This window comes from Pectobacterium carotovorum, assembly GCA_016415585.1.
Classification (GTDB): Bacteria; Pseudomonadota; Gammaproteobacteria; order Enterobacterales; family Enterobacteriaceae; genus Pectobacterium; species Pectobacterium carotovorum_K.
The window spans coordinates 3,377,457-3,394,482 of the sequence record CP066552.1 but is presented as its reverse complement, the minus strand read 5'-3'; the positions used below and the strand labels follow the sequence as shown (position 1 = coordinate 3,394,482).

The window sequence follows — 17,026 nt, the reverse complement described above, 5'->3', positions numbered from 1 at the left end:
GTGAACAGTATGGTGAGAAAAACGCCAAAAAGCACGCATTCCCAGTCAATTAAGCATACAAAAACGGGCCACGAAAGGCCCGTTGATTGAAGAAATTAAATCGAATTATTTGTAGGCGGACTGGTGTACGCCAACCGCGCGGCCTGATGGATCATCCAGTTTCTTGAAGGATTCATCCCACTCAATCGCTTTCGCAGACGAACAGGCGACGGATGGGCCACCTGGTACGCATTCTGCCGCGCTTGGAACTGGGAACAGCTCTTCGAAGATTTCACGGTACAGGTAGGCTTCTTTGGAGCCCGGCGTATTGTACGGGAAGCGGAAGCGTGCTGTTTCTAACTGTTGATCGGTAACTTGGTTAGCCGCCACTTCTTTCAGTGTGTCGATCCAGCTGTAGCCCACGCCGTCAGAGAACTGTTCTTTCTGACGCCATGCAACGCTGTGCGGCAGGTAGGATTCAAAGCACTCGCGCAGGATGTGTTTTTCCATCTTGCCGTTGCCACACATTTTGTCGCGTGGGTTGATGCGCATCGCGACATCGAGGAAGTTTTTGTCCAGGAACGGTACGCGCGCTTCCACGCCCCAGGCTGACATCGCTTTGTTGGCGCGGGCGCAGTCGTATTGGTGCAGTGCCAGCAGTTTACGCACGGTTTCTTCATGCAGCTCTTTGGCGTTTGGCGCTTTGTGGAAATAGAGATAGCCGCCGAACACTTCGTCAGAACCTTCACCAGACAGCACCATCTTGATGCCCATCGCTTTGATTTTGCGGGACATCAGGTACATCGGCGTTGAAGCACGAATCGTGGTGACGTCATAGGTTTCGATGTGATAAATCACGTCACGAATCGCATCCAGCCCTTCCTGCACGGTGAAGTGAATTTCGTGGTGCACGGTGCCTAAGTGGTTAGCGACTTCCTGCGCCGCTTTCAAATCTGGCGCACCTTCCAAACCGACAGCGAAAGAGTGCAACTGAGGCCACCAGGCTTCACTACGCTCGTCATCTTCTACGCGACGTGCCGCATATTTTTTGGTGATCGCGGAGATAACGGAGGAATCCAGACCACCAGAAAGCAACACGCCGTAGGGCACGTCAGACATCAGGTGGCTTTTCACCGCTTCTTCCAGCGCATCGCGCAGCGCTTCTTTATCCGTTTCGTTGTCTTTTACTGCGTCGTAATCAAACCAGTCACGCTGGTAATATTCGCGAATTTCGCCGTCTTTGCTCCACAGGTAGCTGCCAGCAGGGAATTCTTTGATGGTGCGGCAAACCGGCACCAGCGCTTTCATTTCAGAAGCGACGTAGAGGTTGCCGTGCTCATCGTAACCCATATACAACGGGATGATGCCGAGGTGGTCACGGCCAATGAGGTAGGCGTCTTTTTCGCTGTCATACAGGGCAAAGGCGAACATGCCGCGCAGTTCATCCAGGAATGCAGCGCCTTTTTCCTGATACAGCGCCAGAATCACTTCGCAGTCAGAGCCAGTCTGGAACGCGTAACGGTCACCGTATTGCTGACGCAATGCCTGATGGTTATAAATTTCACCGTTAACGGCCAGAATGTGGGTGCGCTCGGCGTTGTAAAGCGGCTGTGCGCCCGTGTTGACGTCAACGATAGACAGACGTTCGTGAGCCAGAATCGCTTTGTCGCTGGCATAAACGCCAGACCAGTCTGGCCCGCGGTGACGCATCAAACGGGATAATTCCAGCGCTTTCTTACGCAGTTCAACAGGATCGCTTTTCAGATCAAGCACACCAAAAATAGAACACATACATGACTCCCAGTAATGACAGATTCGAACTCAGTGCTATTGATTTAGCATCAAAGTGCCATAGGAATTCAATATTATTTAATGAAAAAAGCCATCGACATGGTTTTTCGTTAATTTATACGTTTTTTTGGTGTTGATTCGTCAAATTCATAGAAGGGAAAGGCCGGATTTTTAGTGATTACATAATCCGGCCAGAAAGGGAATCAGGCGTTTTCGAGCAATTGCTGTAGCAACACACCGTTTAGCATCGCCCGTTTGACCAACGCGAACGCGCTGATAGCAGAAAGATGGTTGAGGCTAGAGACCTCAATCGGCAGATTATGACGAAATTCTTTCAGCACTTGCGTGTTGATACAGCGCTGAATTGCAGGAAGCAGCGTCTTTTCTGCTTCGGTAATTTCACCGGCAATCACGACTTTCTGAGGATTGAACAGATTGATCGCGATGGACAGTGCTTTGCCGAGATTGAGCCCAGCCTGTTCGATAACTTCACGGGCGAGGGCATCACCTCGATTTGCCGCTTTGCAAATCGTAGAAATCGTACAGTTATCGGTAGAAAGCTTGCTGGGGTAGCCCTGACCCAGCAGGTGTCGTACGCGCTGTTCAATGGCTGCGTTGGCGACGACGGTTTCCAGACAGCCGAAATTGCCGCAGTGGCAGCGATCGCCGAGCGGATCGATCTGAATATGGCCGATCTCGCCCACGTTGCCGTTGCTGCCAAGAAAAATTTGCCCGTTGACGAGAATACCCGCGCCTGTGCCGCGATGGACGCGTACCAGAATAGAGTCCAGTGAATCGTGGGTGGCACCGAAATAGTGTTCTGCCAGCGCCAGGCTGCGGATATCGTGACCGACAAAGCTGGTAACATTGAATTGGCGTTGCAGGTTTTCGACCAGTTGCCAGTTATCCACGCTGATGTGCGGCATATAGCGGACGATGCCCGCAACGGGATCAACCAGCCCCGGCAGCACAACGGAGATCGCAATGAGCTCGCGAATGCGGCGTTGATGGCTGGCAATAAAGCCGCCGATGGCCTGAAAGAGTGCGGCTTCCAGCGACGCCTGCGTTTTTTCTTGCAGTTCGTAGTGCGCTTCTTCCAGCGTTTTTCCTTGCAAATCATACAGCGCAATAGTGGCATCGTAACGGCCAAGGCGTACGGCTATGGTATGGAAAGGGCGGTTTTCGGTAATAATCGAAATGGCGCGTCTGCCACCGGTGGAGGCCTGCTGATCGACTTCTTTGATGAGCCCACGTTCCAGAAGCTGGCGGGTGATTTTGGTGACGCTGGCGGGGGCAAGCTGGCTCTGTTCTGCTATCTGAATTCGTGAGATCGGACCCTGCTGGTCAATCAGGCGATAAACCACCGCACTGTTTAATTGTTTAACCAGATCGACATTCCCTATCTGCGCTTGTCCGCCTGTGGTCATTAAGAAGTTACTCGCTTAGGTTTCACTCAACGTTGGGTAAACCTTATCGCAGTTTACCCAACGTATTTCCGCTTTACCCCAAGGCGTTTCTCGTTTTATCCCCAAACAGGATTACCGTTAACAAACGTCTTGAGAATGTGATAGTCACGGTCAAAGACGGTCAGGTTGGCCACTTTACCGCTTTCAATACTGCCTAACTGCTTATCCACTCCGATGGCGCGAGCGGGATAGAGCGTTGCCATCCGAATTGCTTCATCCAGCGCGATACCCGCATGTTCGACGCTATTACGCACGGCTTCGATCATGGTCAGTGCCGAACCACTCAGAGTGCCGTGTTCATCGACACAAATACCATCACGGTAGTATATGGTTTTACCAGCAAAAATGAACTGGTCAATATCCGCACCGGCCGGTGCTGTGGCGTCGGTCACCAACACCAGTTTATCGCCCTTGATGCGTTTACTGTTGCGAATATTGGCCCAGTCAACGTGTCGTCCATCCGCGATAATACCGCAATAGACTTCCGGAGCGTCGTAAATCGCGCCGACCAATCCAGGTTCTCGGCCAGTCAGATACGGCATGGCGTTGAACAGGTGGGTGGCGAAACGAATACCGGCGGAAAAACCCTGCTTAGCCTGTTCCCAGGTGGCGTTGGAATGCCCAGCAGAGACGATAATGCCCGCGGCCGTTAGCTGACGGATAACCGACGGTTCGACTTCTTCCGGTGCCAACGTGATTTTCGTAATGGCATCCGCGTTGGCGCACAGAAAGTCGACCAACTCTTGCGTTGGTTTGCGGATAAAAGCAGGGTCATGCGTGCCTTTCTTTAGCACATTCAGCCACGGACCTTCGAGATGTAACCCAAGCGCCTGATGCTGATTCTGCGCCAGCCAGTCTCTCATCACGCTGATGCTGTGCTTCATAAAGGCATCGCTGGAGGTAATCAGCGTAGGTAAAAAACTGGTACAGCCTGAACGCTCATTTGCCTGCTGCATGATCTCCAATGTTTTGACGGAGATCGTGTCCAGCGAGTCGTTGAACTGCACGCCACCGCAGCCGTTCAACTGGAGATCGATAAACCCCGAGGAGAGGAATGCACCGCCCAGGTCGTGTTGTTCAATGCCGGCAGGAAGTTCGGCAAGTGGGCAGATTCGTTCGATCAGCCCATCGGCAATCACGACGGCGTGATTATCCAGAATCTGATGGCCGGTGAAAATCCGGCTATGGGTTAACGCGTACATCATCGACTCCCGCATCGGTTAGAGATTTTTCATACTTTCCGTTTCTAATTCACGGAAGTATTTAACGGTTTTTACCTTCAGCTCCATTGTTGAAGGCTCGTCACAAACCATGATGGCTTTGGCATGAAGTTGCAGGCAACTGATGGTCCACATATGGTTAACATTGCCTTCTACCGCAGCCTGTAGTGCCTGCGCCTTGTTACGACCGGTCACCAGAATCATCACTTCTTCGGCATCCAGCAGCGTACCGACACCCACGGTCAGGGCAAATTTAGGCACCAGACTGACGTCCCCGCCGAAGAAACGGGAATTGGCGATACGGGTTTCTTCTGTCAACGTTTTGATGCGTGTGCGGGAGGCCAGAGAGGAGGCGGGTTCATTGAAGGCGATATGTCCGTCATTACCCACGCCGCCCATGAAAAGATGAATTTTCCCGTAGGACTTTATTTTCTCTTCATAGCGGCGACATTCTGCTGTGGTGTCTTCTGCGTTGCCGTTCAACAGGTTAATGTTTTCACGCGGAATATCAACGTGATTGAAAAAATTCTGATGCATGAAGGTATGATAGCTTTCTGGGTGGTCGGTCGGCAGGCCGACATATTCATCCATATTGAAGGTGATGACGTGTTTGAAGCTCACCAGCCCCGCTTTGTGCATGGTGACCAGCGATTTGTAGGCCTCCAGCGGCGAACTGCCTGTCGGCAACCCCAGAATAAAAGGGCGCTCTGCACTGGGCTTGAAAGCGTTAATTTTCTCAACGATGTGGCGGGCGGCCCATTTTCCGACGTCGGCGGCGGTGGTTAAAGGAATGAGTCTCATCAGCGCTCTCCTGATTTTTAGTGGAATTAAATATGTTATTGCGCAAATCGCGCCAGCTGCGCGTTTTGTCTATGCATTAAAATTAGTCTACTCCGTTTTTTTTAATCTTGAAATAAGTTGGGGTTTTATTCAGGTATAAACTTTTTGTATGCAGTTTTTTGGTGATTTTTATCACATAATTACGGGGTTTAATTTGTGTAGCGAATTATTTTTCTTACACTCCCCCTAAGAACCACCGCTGCCACATTTTTTCGACAATGGCGTTTTTCGACAGCGATGTTCTTCGGCAGTGAAATTTATTGGCAGGTTTGTTTGCCCCACAACATTTCATTACCTCACAAAGGTAAGAGAGGGAAAAGTGAGTACTCTGAGCTATTTACAAAAAGTCGGTCGGGCATTGATGGTGCCTGTCGCGACGCTGCCTGCTGCCGCTATCCTCATGGGGATAGGTTACTGGATTGATCCGGTTGGTTGGGGAAGCGAGAATGCGTTGGCGGCACTCCTCATCAAATCGGGTGAGGCGATTATCGGGCACATGGCCGTGCTGTTTGCCGTTGGTGTCGCGTACGGTATGTCTAAAGATAAAGATGGTGCGGCGGCATTAACCGGTTTTGTCGGTTATCTGGTGCTGACCACGCTGTGTTCGCCGGCCGTTGTTGCCATGATCCAACGGATCCCTGTTGAACAGGTACCTGCTGCGTTTGGCAAGATTGAAAACCAATTTATCGGGATTCTGGTCGGTGTCATGTCCGCCGAACTGTATAACCGCTTTAGTCAGGTTGAGTTGCCCAAGGCGCTGTCTTTCTTCAGCGGACGCCGCCTGGTGCCGATTCTGGTTTCTTTCCTGATGATTCTGATCGCGTTCATTTTAATGTACGTCTGGCCGGTGATTTACAATGCGCTGGTATCGTTCGGCGAATACATTCAGCAGTTGGGTTCGGTTGGCGCCGGGGTTTATGCCTTCTTTAACCGCTTGCTGATTCCTGTTGGATTGCACCATGCGCTGAATTCTGTGTTCTGGTTTGATGTCGCGGGTATCAACGATATTCCTAACTTCCTTGCTGGCCAACAGTCTATCGACTCTGGCAAAGCTGTCGTGGGGATCACCGGACGTTATCAAGCGGGCTTCTTCCCGATTATGATGTTCGGCCTGCCGGGAGCGGCGCTGGCGATTTATCACTGTGCGCGCCCTGAAAACAAAAGCAAAGTGGCCGGGATTATGCTGGCGGCGGCATTTGCCTCCTTCTTTACCGGGATCACCGAGCCGCTGGAATTCTCCTTCATGTTTGTCGCGCCAGTGCTGTATTTCCTGCATGCGCTGCTGACCGGTTTTTCCGTCTTTATCGCGGCCAGCATGCATTGGATCGCCGGTTTTGGTTTCAGTGCGGGTCTTGTCGATATGGTGCTGTCCTCACGTAACCCGTTGGCTACCCAGTGGTACATGCTGCTTGCTCAGGGACTGGTATTCTTCGTCATTTACTATGTGGTGTTCCGTTTTACCATCACTCGCTTCAATCTGTTAACGCCGGGGCGTGAACTGGCTGTGAGCGGTAGTGAAGCCGATGGCTATGACGTGAGTACGGCATCTGCGGGCGAGAAATCAAGCGATGCAGCGGTGTTGGCGCGGGGCTATTTGCAAGCGCTGGGTGGAAAAGCCAATCTGACGGGCATTGATGCCTGTATCACACGTCTGCGTTTGAACGTGGCTGATTCCTCTCTGGTTGATGATGTTCAGGCAAAACGTCTTGGTGCGGCGGGCGTTATTCGTCTGAATAAGCAGAGCGTACAGATTGTTGTGGGTACGCAGGCTGAATCGATAGCGACCGCGCTGAAAGCCGAGTATGACAAGATATAGTACGACAAGGCGTAATATGACGGCGTTACTTGTTTAACGCGATGTTATGTCGATGAAAGCGGTGGGGCGAGATAGCAATCTCGCCCTTTTTTTTCGTTATGAATAATTAAATGAAACTAACGGTTGTTTCCCAGCGTAGCTTGTTGGATCATTGTCGGTTATACGTCGTTTTAGCATTGAGGAATGAAGAATGAGTGAGGCTGAAGCCCGCCCAACCAACTTTATCCGTCAGATTATCGATGAAGATCTGGCGTCCGGTAAGCATGACCATATTCAGACGCGTTTCCCGCCAGAGCCGAACGGCTATCTGCATATTGGGCATGCAAAATCTATTTGCCTGAATTTTGGTATCGCGCGTGACTATCAGGGGCAATGCAACCTGCGTTTTGACGACACCAACCCGGTAAAAGAAGATATCGAATACGTTGAGTCGATCAAACGTGACGTCGAGTGGCTGGGCTTTTCATGGAGCGGCGACGTTCGCTATTCTTCTGATTATTTCGATCAACTGCACGCTTATGCGGTTGAGCTGATCGGTAAAGGGCTGGCTTACGTTGATGAACTGACGCCCGAGCAGATCCGTGAATACCGCGGTACGCTGACGGCGCCGGGCAAAAATAGCCCTTACCGCGATCGTACCGTGCAGGAAAACCTGGCGCTGTTTGAAAAAATGCGCAACGGCGGGTTTGCGGAAGGTACAGCCTGTCTGCGTGCAAAAATCGATATGGCATCGTCCTTTATCGTGATGCGTGATCCGGTGTTGTATCGTATTAAATTTGCCGATCATCACCAGACGGGCAACAAGTGGTGCATCTATCCGATGTATGACTTCACCCACTGCATTTCCGATGCGTTGGAAGGGATCACGCATTCGCTGTGTACGCTGGAATTCCAGGACAACCGCCGTCTGTATGACTGGGTGCTGGATAACATCACCATTCCTTGTCACCCGCGTCAGTACGAGTTCTCCCGCCTTAATCTCGAATACGCGATTATGTCCAAGCGTAAGCTGAATCAGCTGGTTGTGGAAAACGTCGTTGAAGGATGGGACGATCCACGTATGCCGACCATCTCTGGTCTGCGCCGTCGTGGTTACAGCGCGTCATCTATCCGTGAGTTCTGCGTACGCATTGGCGTAACGAAGCAGGATAACAACGTGGAAATGGCTGCGCTTGAGTCCTGTATCCGTGACGATCTGAATGAGAATGCTCCGCGTGCAATGGCAGTGTTGGATCCGGTCAAAGTCGTGATCGAGAATTTGCCCGCCGAGCATGAAGAGTTTGTCGCGATGCCAAACCATCCGAACAAGCCGGAAATGGGCTCACGTCAGGTCGCATTTAGCCGCGAAGTTTACATCGATCGCGCTGACTTCCGTGAAGAAGCCAACAAACAATACAAGCGTCTGGTGCTGGGTAAAGAAGTGCGTCTGCGTAATGCCTATGTGATCAAAGCAGAGCGCATTGAGAAAGACGAGCAGGGCACCATCACCACGATTTACTGTAGCTATGATGCGGAAACGCTGAGCAAAGATCCGGCTGATGGCCGTAAAGTGAAAGGCGTTATTCACTGGGTTTCTGCGGCACACGCGGTACCAGCAGAATTCCGCTTGTACGATCGCCTGTTCAGTGTGGCCAATCCGGGGGCGGCGGACGACTTCCTGTCGACGATTAATCCAGACTCACTGAAAATTACGCAAGGTTTTGTGGAAGCGAGTCTGGCGCAGGCGGAAGTAGAGAAAGCGTATCAGTTTGAGCGTGAAGGCTATTTCTGTGCTGACCGTGTTTACTCCAGTGCAGAACATCTGGTGTTTAACCGTACGGTTGGACTACGAGATACTTGGGTAGGTTAAGGCCACCGGTAAGAAGACAAAAATAAAACCGCCTAGGCGGTTTTATTTTTTTATGCGGTCGATTTATCGTGTGGAATCATCGTGCAGGGTTTCATCCTCTCGGCAATCCCCTTCACTGCAATGCCCATAGAGATACAGACTGTGGTTGGACAGTTTGATGCCGTGTCTTTCTGCGATCTCGCGCTGACGTGCTTCGATATATTCATCGCGGAATTCAATGACTTTGCCACAGTCGAGGCAAATTAAGTGATCGTGATGATGCTGCTGCGTCAATTCAAAGACGGATTTGCCACCTTCGAAGTTATGACGGGTTACGATACCCGCATCATCAAACTGGTTGAGTACGCGATAGACGGTAGCAAGACCAATCTCTTCGCCCATATCAATCAGTTTCTTATATAAATCTTCCGCACTGACGTGATGGCAGACAGGGTCCTGTAACACTTCCAGTATTTTCAGTCTTGGAAGAGTGACTTTCAGGCCGGCCTTCTTTAATGCGGTATTGTTGTCAGTCATGCGGGTTTAATCCTGTTGCTTACTTATCAATGGAGGCTGCCTAGCCTATGACATCGGTCGGCTCAAAAAATGCAAAAGCGTCTCAATTATAGAACCGCGCATACAAAATGAAAACAAGCGAATGTTAACAATATTGTCCCCATTCACACTATTGGTATACAACGCAATTAGTTGTTGATGAATGAGGAAATGATGATGCACATACAAAGCCGATGGGATTATTGTACAGGTTTACTGATAGAAGTTAAAAAAATGTATCAATTATTATGAAAGGTTTTACCTATCAATGCTAATTTGAGCTCTGATAGGGATTATCAGAGCTCAAATGGCTTAGCCAACCAGTTCTTTCAGGTTCAGCTCATCGCTGATCTGTTTCACCCATGTTGTTACGCGTTCGCTGGTCAGTTCAGGCTGACGGTCTTCATCGATAGCCAGGCCGATGAAGTGATTGTCGTCGGCGAGTCCTTTAGAGGCTTCAAAGTAATAGCCCTCAGTTGGCCAGTGGCCGACAATCGTCGCGCCGCGAGGCTCAATAATGTCACGGATGGTGCCCATGGCATCACAGAAGTATTCTGCATAGTCTTCTTGATCGCCGCAGCCAAACAGGGCAACCAATTTTCCTGTGAAATCCACTTCTTCCAACGACGGGAAGAAGTCATCCCAATCGCACTGAGCTTCACCGTAATACCAGGTTGGAATACCCAGCAGCAGAATATCGAAACCTTCGAGGTCTTCTTTGCTGCTTTTGGCGATGTCATGAACATCAGCAACGTTGGTGCCTAACTGCTGTTGAATCGTTTTGGCGATGTTTTCAGTGTTGCCAGTATCACTGCCAAAGAATATTCCGATGAGTGCCATGAATTGAATAACCTCTTGATTCCTAATGGTATGGTGTAATATTTCACCCACTTATCTGTTAATAATAACAGACACTCACATCGGGAGAAACTCGTATCGATAAGGATGCGTAAATCAAGAGCGTATGAAATGCGAAGGTAAGTAAGAAAATGAAAGCATCCCTGCTGATGCTAAATTCCCTATAATGAATAGGGATTATGTTATCGTCTGAGATTGCACGCACATTTCCTTAATATCGTCGCGGCTATTTATTTATAACGCTGTTTCATTTTTTATGAATGCACTTTTTATTTTATAGTTTGTTTCGATTGTAATTAAAAGCAGGCTTCTGTTTGTGAAGAATAAAAATCACGGAGCGGTACATTGCTATTCGTGGGAATTAAAATGCGTACAAAAAATAATGTTTTTATAGAATTGAAGGTCTGTAACATTTTGCGGGAATATTCTTAATGAATGGAAATAAGAATTATAACCATTTGCAGCTGAAACGATGCGGAAGTGTGAGCGATGATTTTATTTATTTGATGTTAAAGAATAAAATGGAAACTCATCAAAAACTGCTATGCTGCCTGGGCTACTCTCATGCCGGTGCGCATGGTGCGTGGGCTAGCCGCACTTTTTTCGCAATCTTCTGATTAAAGAACTTATATTTATAAAAACAGGTGAGTTTATTCTCAGTCCGAAAAATTATATTAATAAATATAGAGAGAACGCTAAATATTCTCTGTATTTAGCCGATGAGTTAGCGTGGTTTTTGAGTTTTCAACTCGGTGAAATGTGAACGCTAGGGAGAAGTGACCTGTTTCATGGTGTGAATTTTCTGATTCATATCGGTTGATTAGCGATAAAAATCTTTTTAACCATTTTCCTGATTTGGAGTGAGCTATGAAACTTATAAAAAATATTGCCATCAGAACCGCGATGCTGTGGGTGCTGGGCATTTTTTGTGTTCTTTGGGGTGGCGTATCGATATATACCATGTTCTCTTTTAAAGAGATGACGGCGACCTCGAAAACCAGCACCTTGCTGGTCCAGAACATGAATTTTATCAACCAGGGCAACGATCAATATTTCCGTATGGTAACCCGTCTGGCGCGTGCAGTTGACGCTCGTCGCAGCGGTGATAATGCCACCGCAGATAAAGAGCAGGCTTCTGCACTTGTTGCGCTGGATAAACTCAAGTCTGATTTGGTGGCGTTTAACGCTATCGATCATGCGGGTCTGGATGCTGCACTGGTACAGGCCGTCAGTCGTGACTGGAATAACCTAGTTGTTCAGGGCGTTGAACCGCTTTACCAGAAGGCCGTTGCCAATGCGCTGGATGACTACCAAAATCAGGCCAAGAACGTTGTGCCGCCATTGAGCCGCCAGTTTGGTGCCTCTCTCTCCGCATTCAGTAACGCCAGCGCAGAGAAATTCGATGCCGCAGGTGTTCGTTTCGAACAAATCACCACGATTGGACAGAACATTTTGCTGAGCGGGTTGGTTATCGGCCTGATCATGCTGTTCCTGACCGACCGCTATCTGGTGGTGTGTCTGGTTCGTCCGTTAAACGATCTGCGCTATCACTTTAGCGTGATTGCTTCTGGTCACCTGGGCAAGCCGATTCTGGACTTCGGTAACAACTGCGTGGGTCGTCTGTTCCCACTGCTGCGTGAAATGCAGGGGAGTCTGGCTGGTACGGTTAGCACGATCAGAAACAGCACGGATTCCATCTATCAGGGCGCTTCTGAGATTGCTGCGGGTAACAACGATCTGTCATCACGTACCGAAGAGCAGGCTTCCGCACTAGAAGAAACCGCAGCGAGCATGGAGCAACTGACGGCAACAGTGAAACAGAACGCTGAAAACGCTAACCATGCCAGCCAATTGGCATTGCAAGCGTCAACAACGGCGAAAAAAGGTGGAGAGATCGTTGAGAACGTGGTGAAAACCATGGCGGAAATCTCTGGCAGTTCGAGAAAAATTGCAGAAATCACCACCGTTATTAACGGCATCGCATTCCAGACCAACATTCTGGCATTGAACGCAGCGGTAGAAGCGGCACGTGCGGGTGAACAAGGGCGTGGGTTTGCCGTGGTGGCGGGAGAAGTACGCAGTCTGGCGCAGCGTAGTGCGCAGGCGGCAAAAGAGATTGAAGGGTTGATTTCCGAGTCTGTTCGCTGTGTGGATACCGGTTCCAATCTGGTTAGTGATGCAGGAGATACCATGCAGGATATCGTCCGGGCGGTCACCAACGTGACGGATATCATGGGTGAAATTGCGTCGGCATCGGAAGAGCAAAGCAAAGGAATTGCACAGGTGGGTCAGGCCGTGGCGGAAATGGACAGCGTAACGCAGCAAAACGCCGCGTTGGTTGAACAGGCCTCGTCTGCTGCCTTGTCGCTGGAAGAACAGGCCGCGTTGTTGAACCAGACTGTGTCGCTGTTCCAACTGTCCGATACGCAGTCATCACTGCAAGTCACAGCAAAACCGGTGCAGAAAGCACAGGCGATTGCGCCGCGTGCCGGCAAAGCGCTACCACCGAGTAACGATAACTGGGAAAAGTTCTAAGCGTTGTTTTAATCAGAAAGTGAGCGTTCCATCTTAGATGGATGTTCGGGCGGCGTCAGAAATGGCGCCGCACAAGACGTGAATACTGCATTATGTGAATGTCGCGTTACGCCAATCAGGGCTGTTGTTCTGCCAACTGCGCCAGCAGCATCTCTTCAATCAATTCACTGCGGCTAATGTTCCGCTCTTCAGCAAGGCTGTTCAGGATATCGACGGCGTCGCTGTTAATCTTTAATTCAACACGGCGCAACCCACGAACTTTATCGCGACGTAGTTGATTACGCTTGTTAATTCTTAGTTGTTCGTCACGCGTGAGCGGGTTGGTCTTGGGGCGGCCCGGACGACGCTCGTCTGCGAACAGATCCAGTGTGGTGCGATCCGTTTGTTCTTTTGCCATAAGTAATGATACTGCAAGGTATTCGGACCAAAATACACGACCTCTGCCGCCTTGTTCTATAAATAAAACCGATGCCTATTCTCACCCTGCAACAGGATTGTCAGGTTATGGTTTTCCTCATGTGGAACATGCCGGGAAATTATGCGTGCATTTTGATGAAGTGGTTACAATGCTTGTGGCTGAATCAGCCGTCCCTCTACTGCGAGCGCCATCATACCCTAGCCGCACTGGCGGCGACAACGGTTAACTGCTGCCGTTATCGTGAATCCGCCAGTGTCAGTGTCGTCTGGTTAATTCGCATCCAGAAAACGGTGGATAGCGCGCAAAACCGCATCGGGTTTTTCTGAGTGAACCCAGTGGCCAGCACCACTGACAACATACGCACGTGCCGCAGGGAACTGACGCAGCAGCGAATCACGGTAGCGATCGTCCAAATAAGGCGAATCCCCACCGCGTATGAACAGTATTGGTCCGTGCCAGGCAGGAACTTCCTGCCAACCAACGATGTTTTTATACTCATCCCACAAAACCGGCACGTTAAAACGCCATTCTCCCTGCTGGAAGGATTTCAGCAAAAATTGGATCACACCTTCTTCTTTTGTATGCTGACGCATCAATGTTGTCGCTTCCGCGCGTGATGTCACGCCCGCTTCCGTTACGGCCCGCAGCGCGGCGAAAATGGTGTCGTGGCGGCGTATCTGATAATCCACCGGAGCGATATCAATCGCGATCAGTTTGTCTAGTCGTTCGGGAATCAGCGCGCTGAGTGCCATGGCCACTTTTCCGCCCATCGAATGGCCAATAACGATAGCGCGTTCGATGTTCAATTCATCCAGCAGCGCCAGCACATCCTGTACCATTGCAGGATAGCTCATCTGTGATGAGCGTGGCGACAAACCGTGATTGCGTAAATCGATTTGCAGAATGTCATGCGTATTTTGCAAATCCCGGCCCAATACGCCAAGGTTATCCAGTGTGCCAAACAGGCCATGAATCAGCACGACAGGGAGCTGATCTGTGGGCTGGTGCGCATTTTGCCAGCGATGGTTCAATTTCATGGTGAAGTTCATTCAGAGAGACATGGGCTTAGGGTATCATGACTTTAGAATTGATGTTGTCACCGAGGGGACAAGTCGCCACTCGAATGAATGTGAAAGACATTGGGGCATAGTCTGACTTTTGGTATTGTCCCACTATGCCGCTGTTCGATAATGTTTGAACGCCTGTATAATCCTTTTGATTTGAGTCATCTACCCATAGATGTCGGGTTACAGAAGGGGAACGTCTCTGTAATTTGCATGATAATGGGTAAAAACAGCACTGGATAAAGATGAAAACTATTGAAGTCGACGAAGAGCTTTATCGTTATATTGCCAGCCACACACAGCATATTGGTGAGAGCGCATCGGATATTTTACGGCGCATGCTGAAATTTACCGCTGGGCAGCCTGTCGCAACGCCTGCGGTAGAGGCGACGGCAACGGCGATGTCTCAACCTGCCGCTGCGCCGAGCCCGCGCGATCGGGTACGAACCTTGCGTGAGCTGCTGCTGTCGGATGAATACGCTGAACAGAATAAAGCCATCAATCGCTTTATGCTGGTTCTGTCCACGCTGTATACCTTATCGCCGCAGGAATTTGCTGTCGCGACAGAATCCCTTCATGGCCGCACCCGAGTTTATTTCGCGGGCGACCAGCAAACGTTGCTTCAGCATGGCACACACACCAAGCCCAAACATATTCCGGGCACGCCATACTGGGTGATTACCAACACGAATACCGGTCGTAAACGCAGCATGGTTGAGCACATCATGCTGACGATGCAGTTCCCAGCGGAACTGACAGAAAAAGTGTGCGGAACCATCTAATTATTTATCTATACCCTATATCAACCACTTATCTAACTACAGCGTTAGGGAGAAGCGCCAATGGCTAATCACCCAAGGGCCGGACAGCCTGCCCGGCAGAGCGATTTGATTAATGTGGCACAGTTAACGTCACAATATTATGTACTGCGCCCAGAAGTCGGCAACACAGCGCACGCGGTGAAATTCGGTACGTCTGGTCATCGCGGTAGCGCGGGCCGCCATAGCTTTAATGAACCGCACATTCTGGCGATTGCGCAGGCGATTGCTGAAGAGCGTAAAAGGCAAGGCATCAGCGGCCCATGCTATGTAGGTAAAGATACTCATGCGCTCTCCGAACCTGCGTTTATCTCTGTGCTGGAAGTGTTGGCTGCCAACGGCGTGGATGTGATCGTTCAGTTGGATAATGGCTTTACGCCAACGCCTGCGGTGTCTAATGCGATTCTGGTTCACAATCGTCAGGGCGGTGCGCTGGCGGACGGCATTGTGATCACGCCGTCTCACAATCCGCCGGAAGATGGCGGCATCAAATATAATCCACCAAACGGTGGTCCGGCAGATACCAACCTCACTAGCGTTATCGAGAAACGGGCTAATGCGCTGCTGGCGGATGAACTGCGTGACGTGAAACGTATTACGTTAGATCAGGCGTGGAAAAGTGGGCATGTGCACGAGCAGGATCTGGTTCAGCCATATGTCGAAGGGCTGGCTAGCGTGGTGGACATGGTGGCGATTCAGCGCGCGGGGCTGAAACTCGGCGTCGACCCGCTGGGTGGTTCTGGCATTGCCTACTGGCAGCGTATCGCAGAGCACTACAAGCTGGATTTGACGCTGGTTAACGATGCTGTCGATCAGACATTCCGCTTTATGTCGCTGGATCACGACGGTGTAATCCGTATGGACTGCTCGTCAGAATTCGCGATGGCTGGGCTGCTGGCGCTGCGTGACAAATTCGATCTGGCGTTTGCTAACGATCCTGACTATGACCGCCACGGTATTGTTACCCCGACAGGGCTGATGAACCCGAACCACTATCTGGCAGTGGCAATCAACTACCTGTTCCAGCATCGTCCACAGTGGGGGCAGTCTGTTGCCGTCGGCAAAACGCTGGTATCCAGCGCAATGATCGACCGTGTGGTCGCTGATTTGGGCCGTAAGCTGGTAGAAGTACCGGTTGGCTTCAAATGGTTCGTTGACGGTCTGTATGACGGCAGCTTTGGCTTCGGTGGGGAAGAAAGTGCGGGGGCGTCTTTCCTGCGTTTCGATGGCACGCCGTGGTCGACGGACAAAGACGGCATCATTCTGTGTCTGCTGGCGGCGGAAATTACCGCCGTGACGGGTAAAAACCCGCAGCAGCACTATGATGAGCTGGCACAGCGCTTTGGCGCACCGAGCTACAACCGTATTCAGGCTTCTGCGACACATGCACAAAAAGCGGTGCTGTCTAAGCTATCGCCTGAGCAGGTATCTGCCAGCACGCTGGCGGGCGATCCGATTACCGCACGCCTGACCGCCGCGCCGGGCAACGGGGCATCGATTGGTGGCCTGAAAGTGATGACGGAGAACGGCTGGTTTGCCGCACGTCCTTCTGGTACGGAAGAAGCCTACAAGATCTACTGTGAAAGTTTCCTCGGGGTGGAACACCGCGAGCGTATCGAGAAAGAAGCGGTAGAGATTGTTAGCGCGGTTCTCGCAACGGCTAAATAAGTGAAAGGCGCTGCGCTTGCAGCGCCTAAGACTATTAATCAACCGATTTACAGAACCAAAACGGTGGTAACGGAATAGAAGAGTAAAGCGTTTGCGCCAGGGATGGCGCAAGCCGAGCGCACAGGGAGGTGTTTACAGCGTCTTTACGATCTATCCGTTACCACCGCTCA

General features: G+C 50.5%; 13 protein-coding genes. 5 read left to right on the top strand and 8 right to left on the bottom strand.

The genetic code is table 11. The annotated features are described in order from the left end of the window. Positions 1–105 precede the first annotated feature (105 nt). The 4 genes from asnB to nagB form a co-directional block, all read right to left on the bottom strand. Entirely contained in the window at positions 106–1,770 is a 1,665-nt protein-coding gene (gene asnB / locus JFY74_15135; protein QQG27424.1) for an asparagine synthase B, read from the bottom strand. Between the two features lie 203 nt (positions 1,771–1,973). Further along, a complete protein-coding gene (locus JFY74_15130) occupies positions 1,974–3,197 on the bottom strand; it encodes an ROK family protein (GenBank protein QQG27423.1) in 1,224 nt (407 codons plus the stop codon). A gap of 95 nt (positions 3,198–3,292) precedes the next feature. Continuing rightward, a complete protein-coding gene (gene nagA, locus JFY74_15125) occupies positions 3,293–4,438 on the bottom strand; it encodes an N-acetylglucosamine-6-phosphate deacetylase (GenBank protein QQG27422.1) in 1,146 nt (381 codons plus the stop codon). Between the two features lie 18 nt (positions 4,439–4,456). Then, positions 4,457–5,257, bottom strand: a complete 801-nt coding sequence (nagB, locus tag JFY74_15120; GenBank protein QQG27421.1) for a glucosamine-6-phosphate deaminase — start codon at positions 5,255–5,257, stop codon at positions 4,457–4,459. 358 nt (positions 5,258–5,615) lie between these two features. Here nagB and JFY74_15115 point away from each other — a divergent pair, with 358 nt between their 5' ends. Next, entirely contained in the window at positions 5,616–7,112 is a 1,497-nt protein-coding gene (locus tag JFY74_15115) for a PTS transporter subunit EIIBC (protein QQG27420.1), read from the top strand. A 190-nt stretch (positions 7,113–7,302) separates the two neighbouring features. Then, positions 7,303–8,961: a glutamine--tRNA ligase gene (glnS, locus tag JFY74_15110; GenBank protein ID QQG27419.1), complete on the top strand. Its 1,659-nt coding sequence runs from the start codon at positions 7,303–7,305 to the stop codon at positions 8,959–8,961. 63 nt (positions 8,962–9,024) lie between these two features. Here glnS and fur read toward each other — a convergent pair whose 3' ends face one another. Both fur and fldA read right to left on the bottom strand, forming a co-directional pair. Next, positions 9,025–9,477, bottom strand: coding sequence for a ferric iron uptake transcriptional regulator (gene fur / locus JFY74_15105; GenBank protein QQG27418.1), 453 nt, complete (start codon positions 9,475–9,477; stop codon positions 9,025–9,027). A 330-nt stretch (positions 9,478–9,807) separates the two neighbouring features. Continuing rightward, on the bottom strand, positions 9,808–10,335 hold the full coding sequence (gene fldA, locus JFY74_15100; GenBank protein QQG27417.1) for a flavodoxin FldA: 528 nt from the start codon (positions 10,333–10,335) through the stop codon (positions 9,808–9,810). Positions 10,336–11,220: 885 nt separating this feature from the next. On the opposite strand from fldA, the gene JFY74_15095 reads away from it, so the two are divergent. Continuing rightward, complete coding sequence (locus JFY74_15095) at positions 11,221–12,888, top strand: methyl-accepting chemotaxis protein (protein ID QQG27416.1); 1,668 nt, start codon at positions 11,221–11,223, stop codon at positions 12,886–12,888. 115 nt (positions 12,889–13,003) lie between these two features. Here the strand turns inward: JFY74_15095 and ybfE are convergent, their stop codons facing one another. Together ybfE and ybfF are read right to left on the bottom strand one after the other, a co-directional pair. Next, entirely contained in the window at positions 13,004–13,285 is a 282-nt protein-coding gene (ybfE, locus tag JFY74_15090) for a LexA regulated protein (protein ID QQG27415.1), read from the bottom strand. Positions 13,286–13,575: 290 nt separating this feature from the next. Further along, on the bottom strand, positions 13,576–14,343 hold the full coding sequence (gene ybfF / locus JFY74_15085; GenBank protein QQG27414.1) for an esterase: 768 nt from the start codon (positions 14,341–14,343) through the stop codon (positions 13,576–13,578). A 272-nt stretch (positions 14,344–14,615) separates the two neighbouring features. Between ybfF and seqA the strand changes: the two genes are divergently transcribed. Then, positions 14,616–15,152, top strand: coding sequence for a replication initiation negative regulator SeqA (gene seqA, locus JFY74_15080; protein ID QQG27413.1), 537 nt, complete (start codon positions 14,616–14,618; stop codon positions 15,150–15,152). Positions 15,153–15,212: 60 nt separating this feature from the next. Further along, entirely contained in the window at positions 15,213–16,856 is a 1,644-nt protein-coding gene (gene pgm / locus JFY74_15075; protein QQG27412.1) for an alpha-D-glucose phosphate-specific phosphoglucomutase, read from the top strand. Positions 16,857–17,026: the final 170 nt, after the last annotated feature.

Coding starts and splice junctions, on each gene's coding strand:
- asnB (QQG27424.1), bottom strand. CDS start 1,770: ATGTGTTCTATTTTTGGTGTGCTTGATCTGAAAAGCGATCCTGTTGAA.
- JFY74_15130 (QQG27423.1), bottom strand. CDS start 3,197: ATGACCACAGGCGGACAAGCGCAGATAGGGAATGTCGATCTGGTTAAA.
- nagA (QQG27422.1), bottom strand. CDS start 4,438: ATGTACGCGTTAACCCATAGCCGGATTTTCACCGGCCATCAGATTCTG.
- nagB (QQG27421.1), bottom strand. CDS start 5,257: ATGAGACTCATTCCTTTAACCACCGCCGCCGACGTCGGAAAATGGGCC.
- glnS (QQG27419.1), top strand. CDS start 7,303: ATGAGTGAGGCTGAAGCCCGCCCAACCAACTTTATCCGTCAGATTATC.
- fur (QQG27418.1), bottom strand. CDS start 9,477: ATGACTGACAACAATACCGCATTAAAGAAGGCCGGCCTGAAAGTCACT.
- fldA (QQG27417.1), bottom strand. CDS start 10,335: ATGGCACTCATCGGAATATTCTTTGGCAGTGATACTGGCAACACTGAA.
- JFY74_15095 (QQG27416.1), top strand. CDS start 11,221: ATGAAACTTATAAAAAATATTGCCATCAGAACCGCGATGCTGTGGGTG.
- ybfE (QQG27415.1), bottom strand. CDS start 13,285: ATGGCAAAAGAACAAACGGATCGCACCACACTGGATCTGTTCGCAGAC.
- ybfF (QQG27414.1), bottom strand. CDS start 14,343: ATGAAATTGAACCATCGCTGGCAAAATGCGCACCAGCCCACAGATCAG.
- seqA (QQG27413.1), top strand. CDS start 14,616: ATGAAAACTATTGAAGTCGACGAAGAGCTTTATCGTTATATTGCCAGC.
- pgm (QQG27412.1), top strand. CDS start 15,213: ATGGCTAATCACCCAAGGGCCGGACAGCCTGCCCGGCAGAGCGATTTG.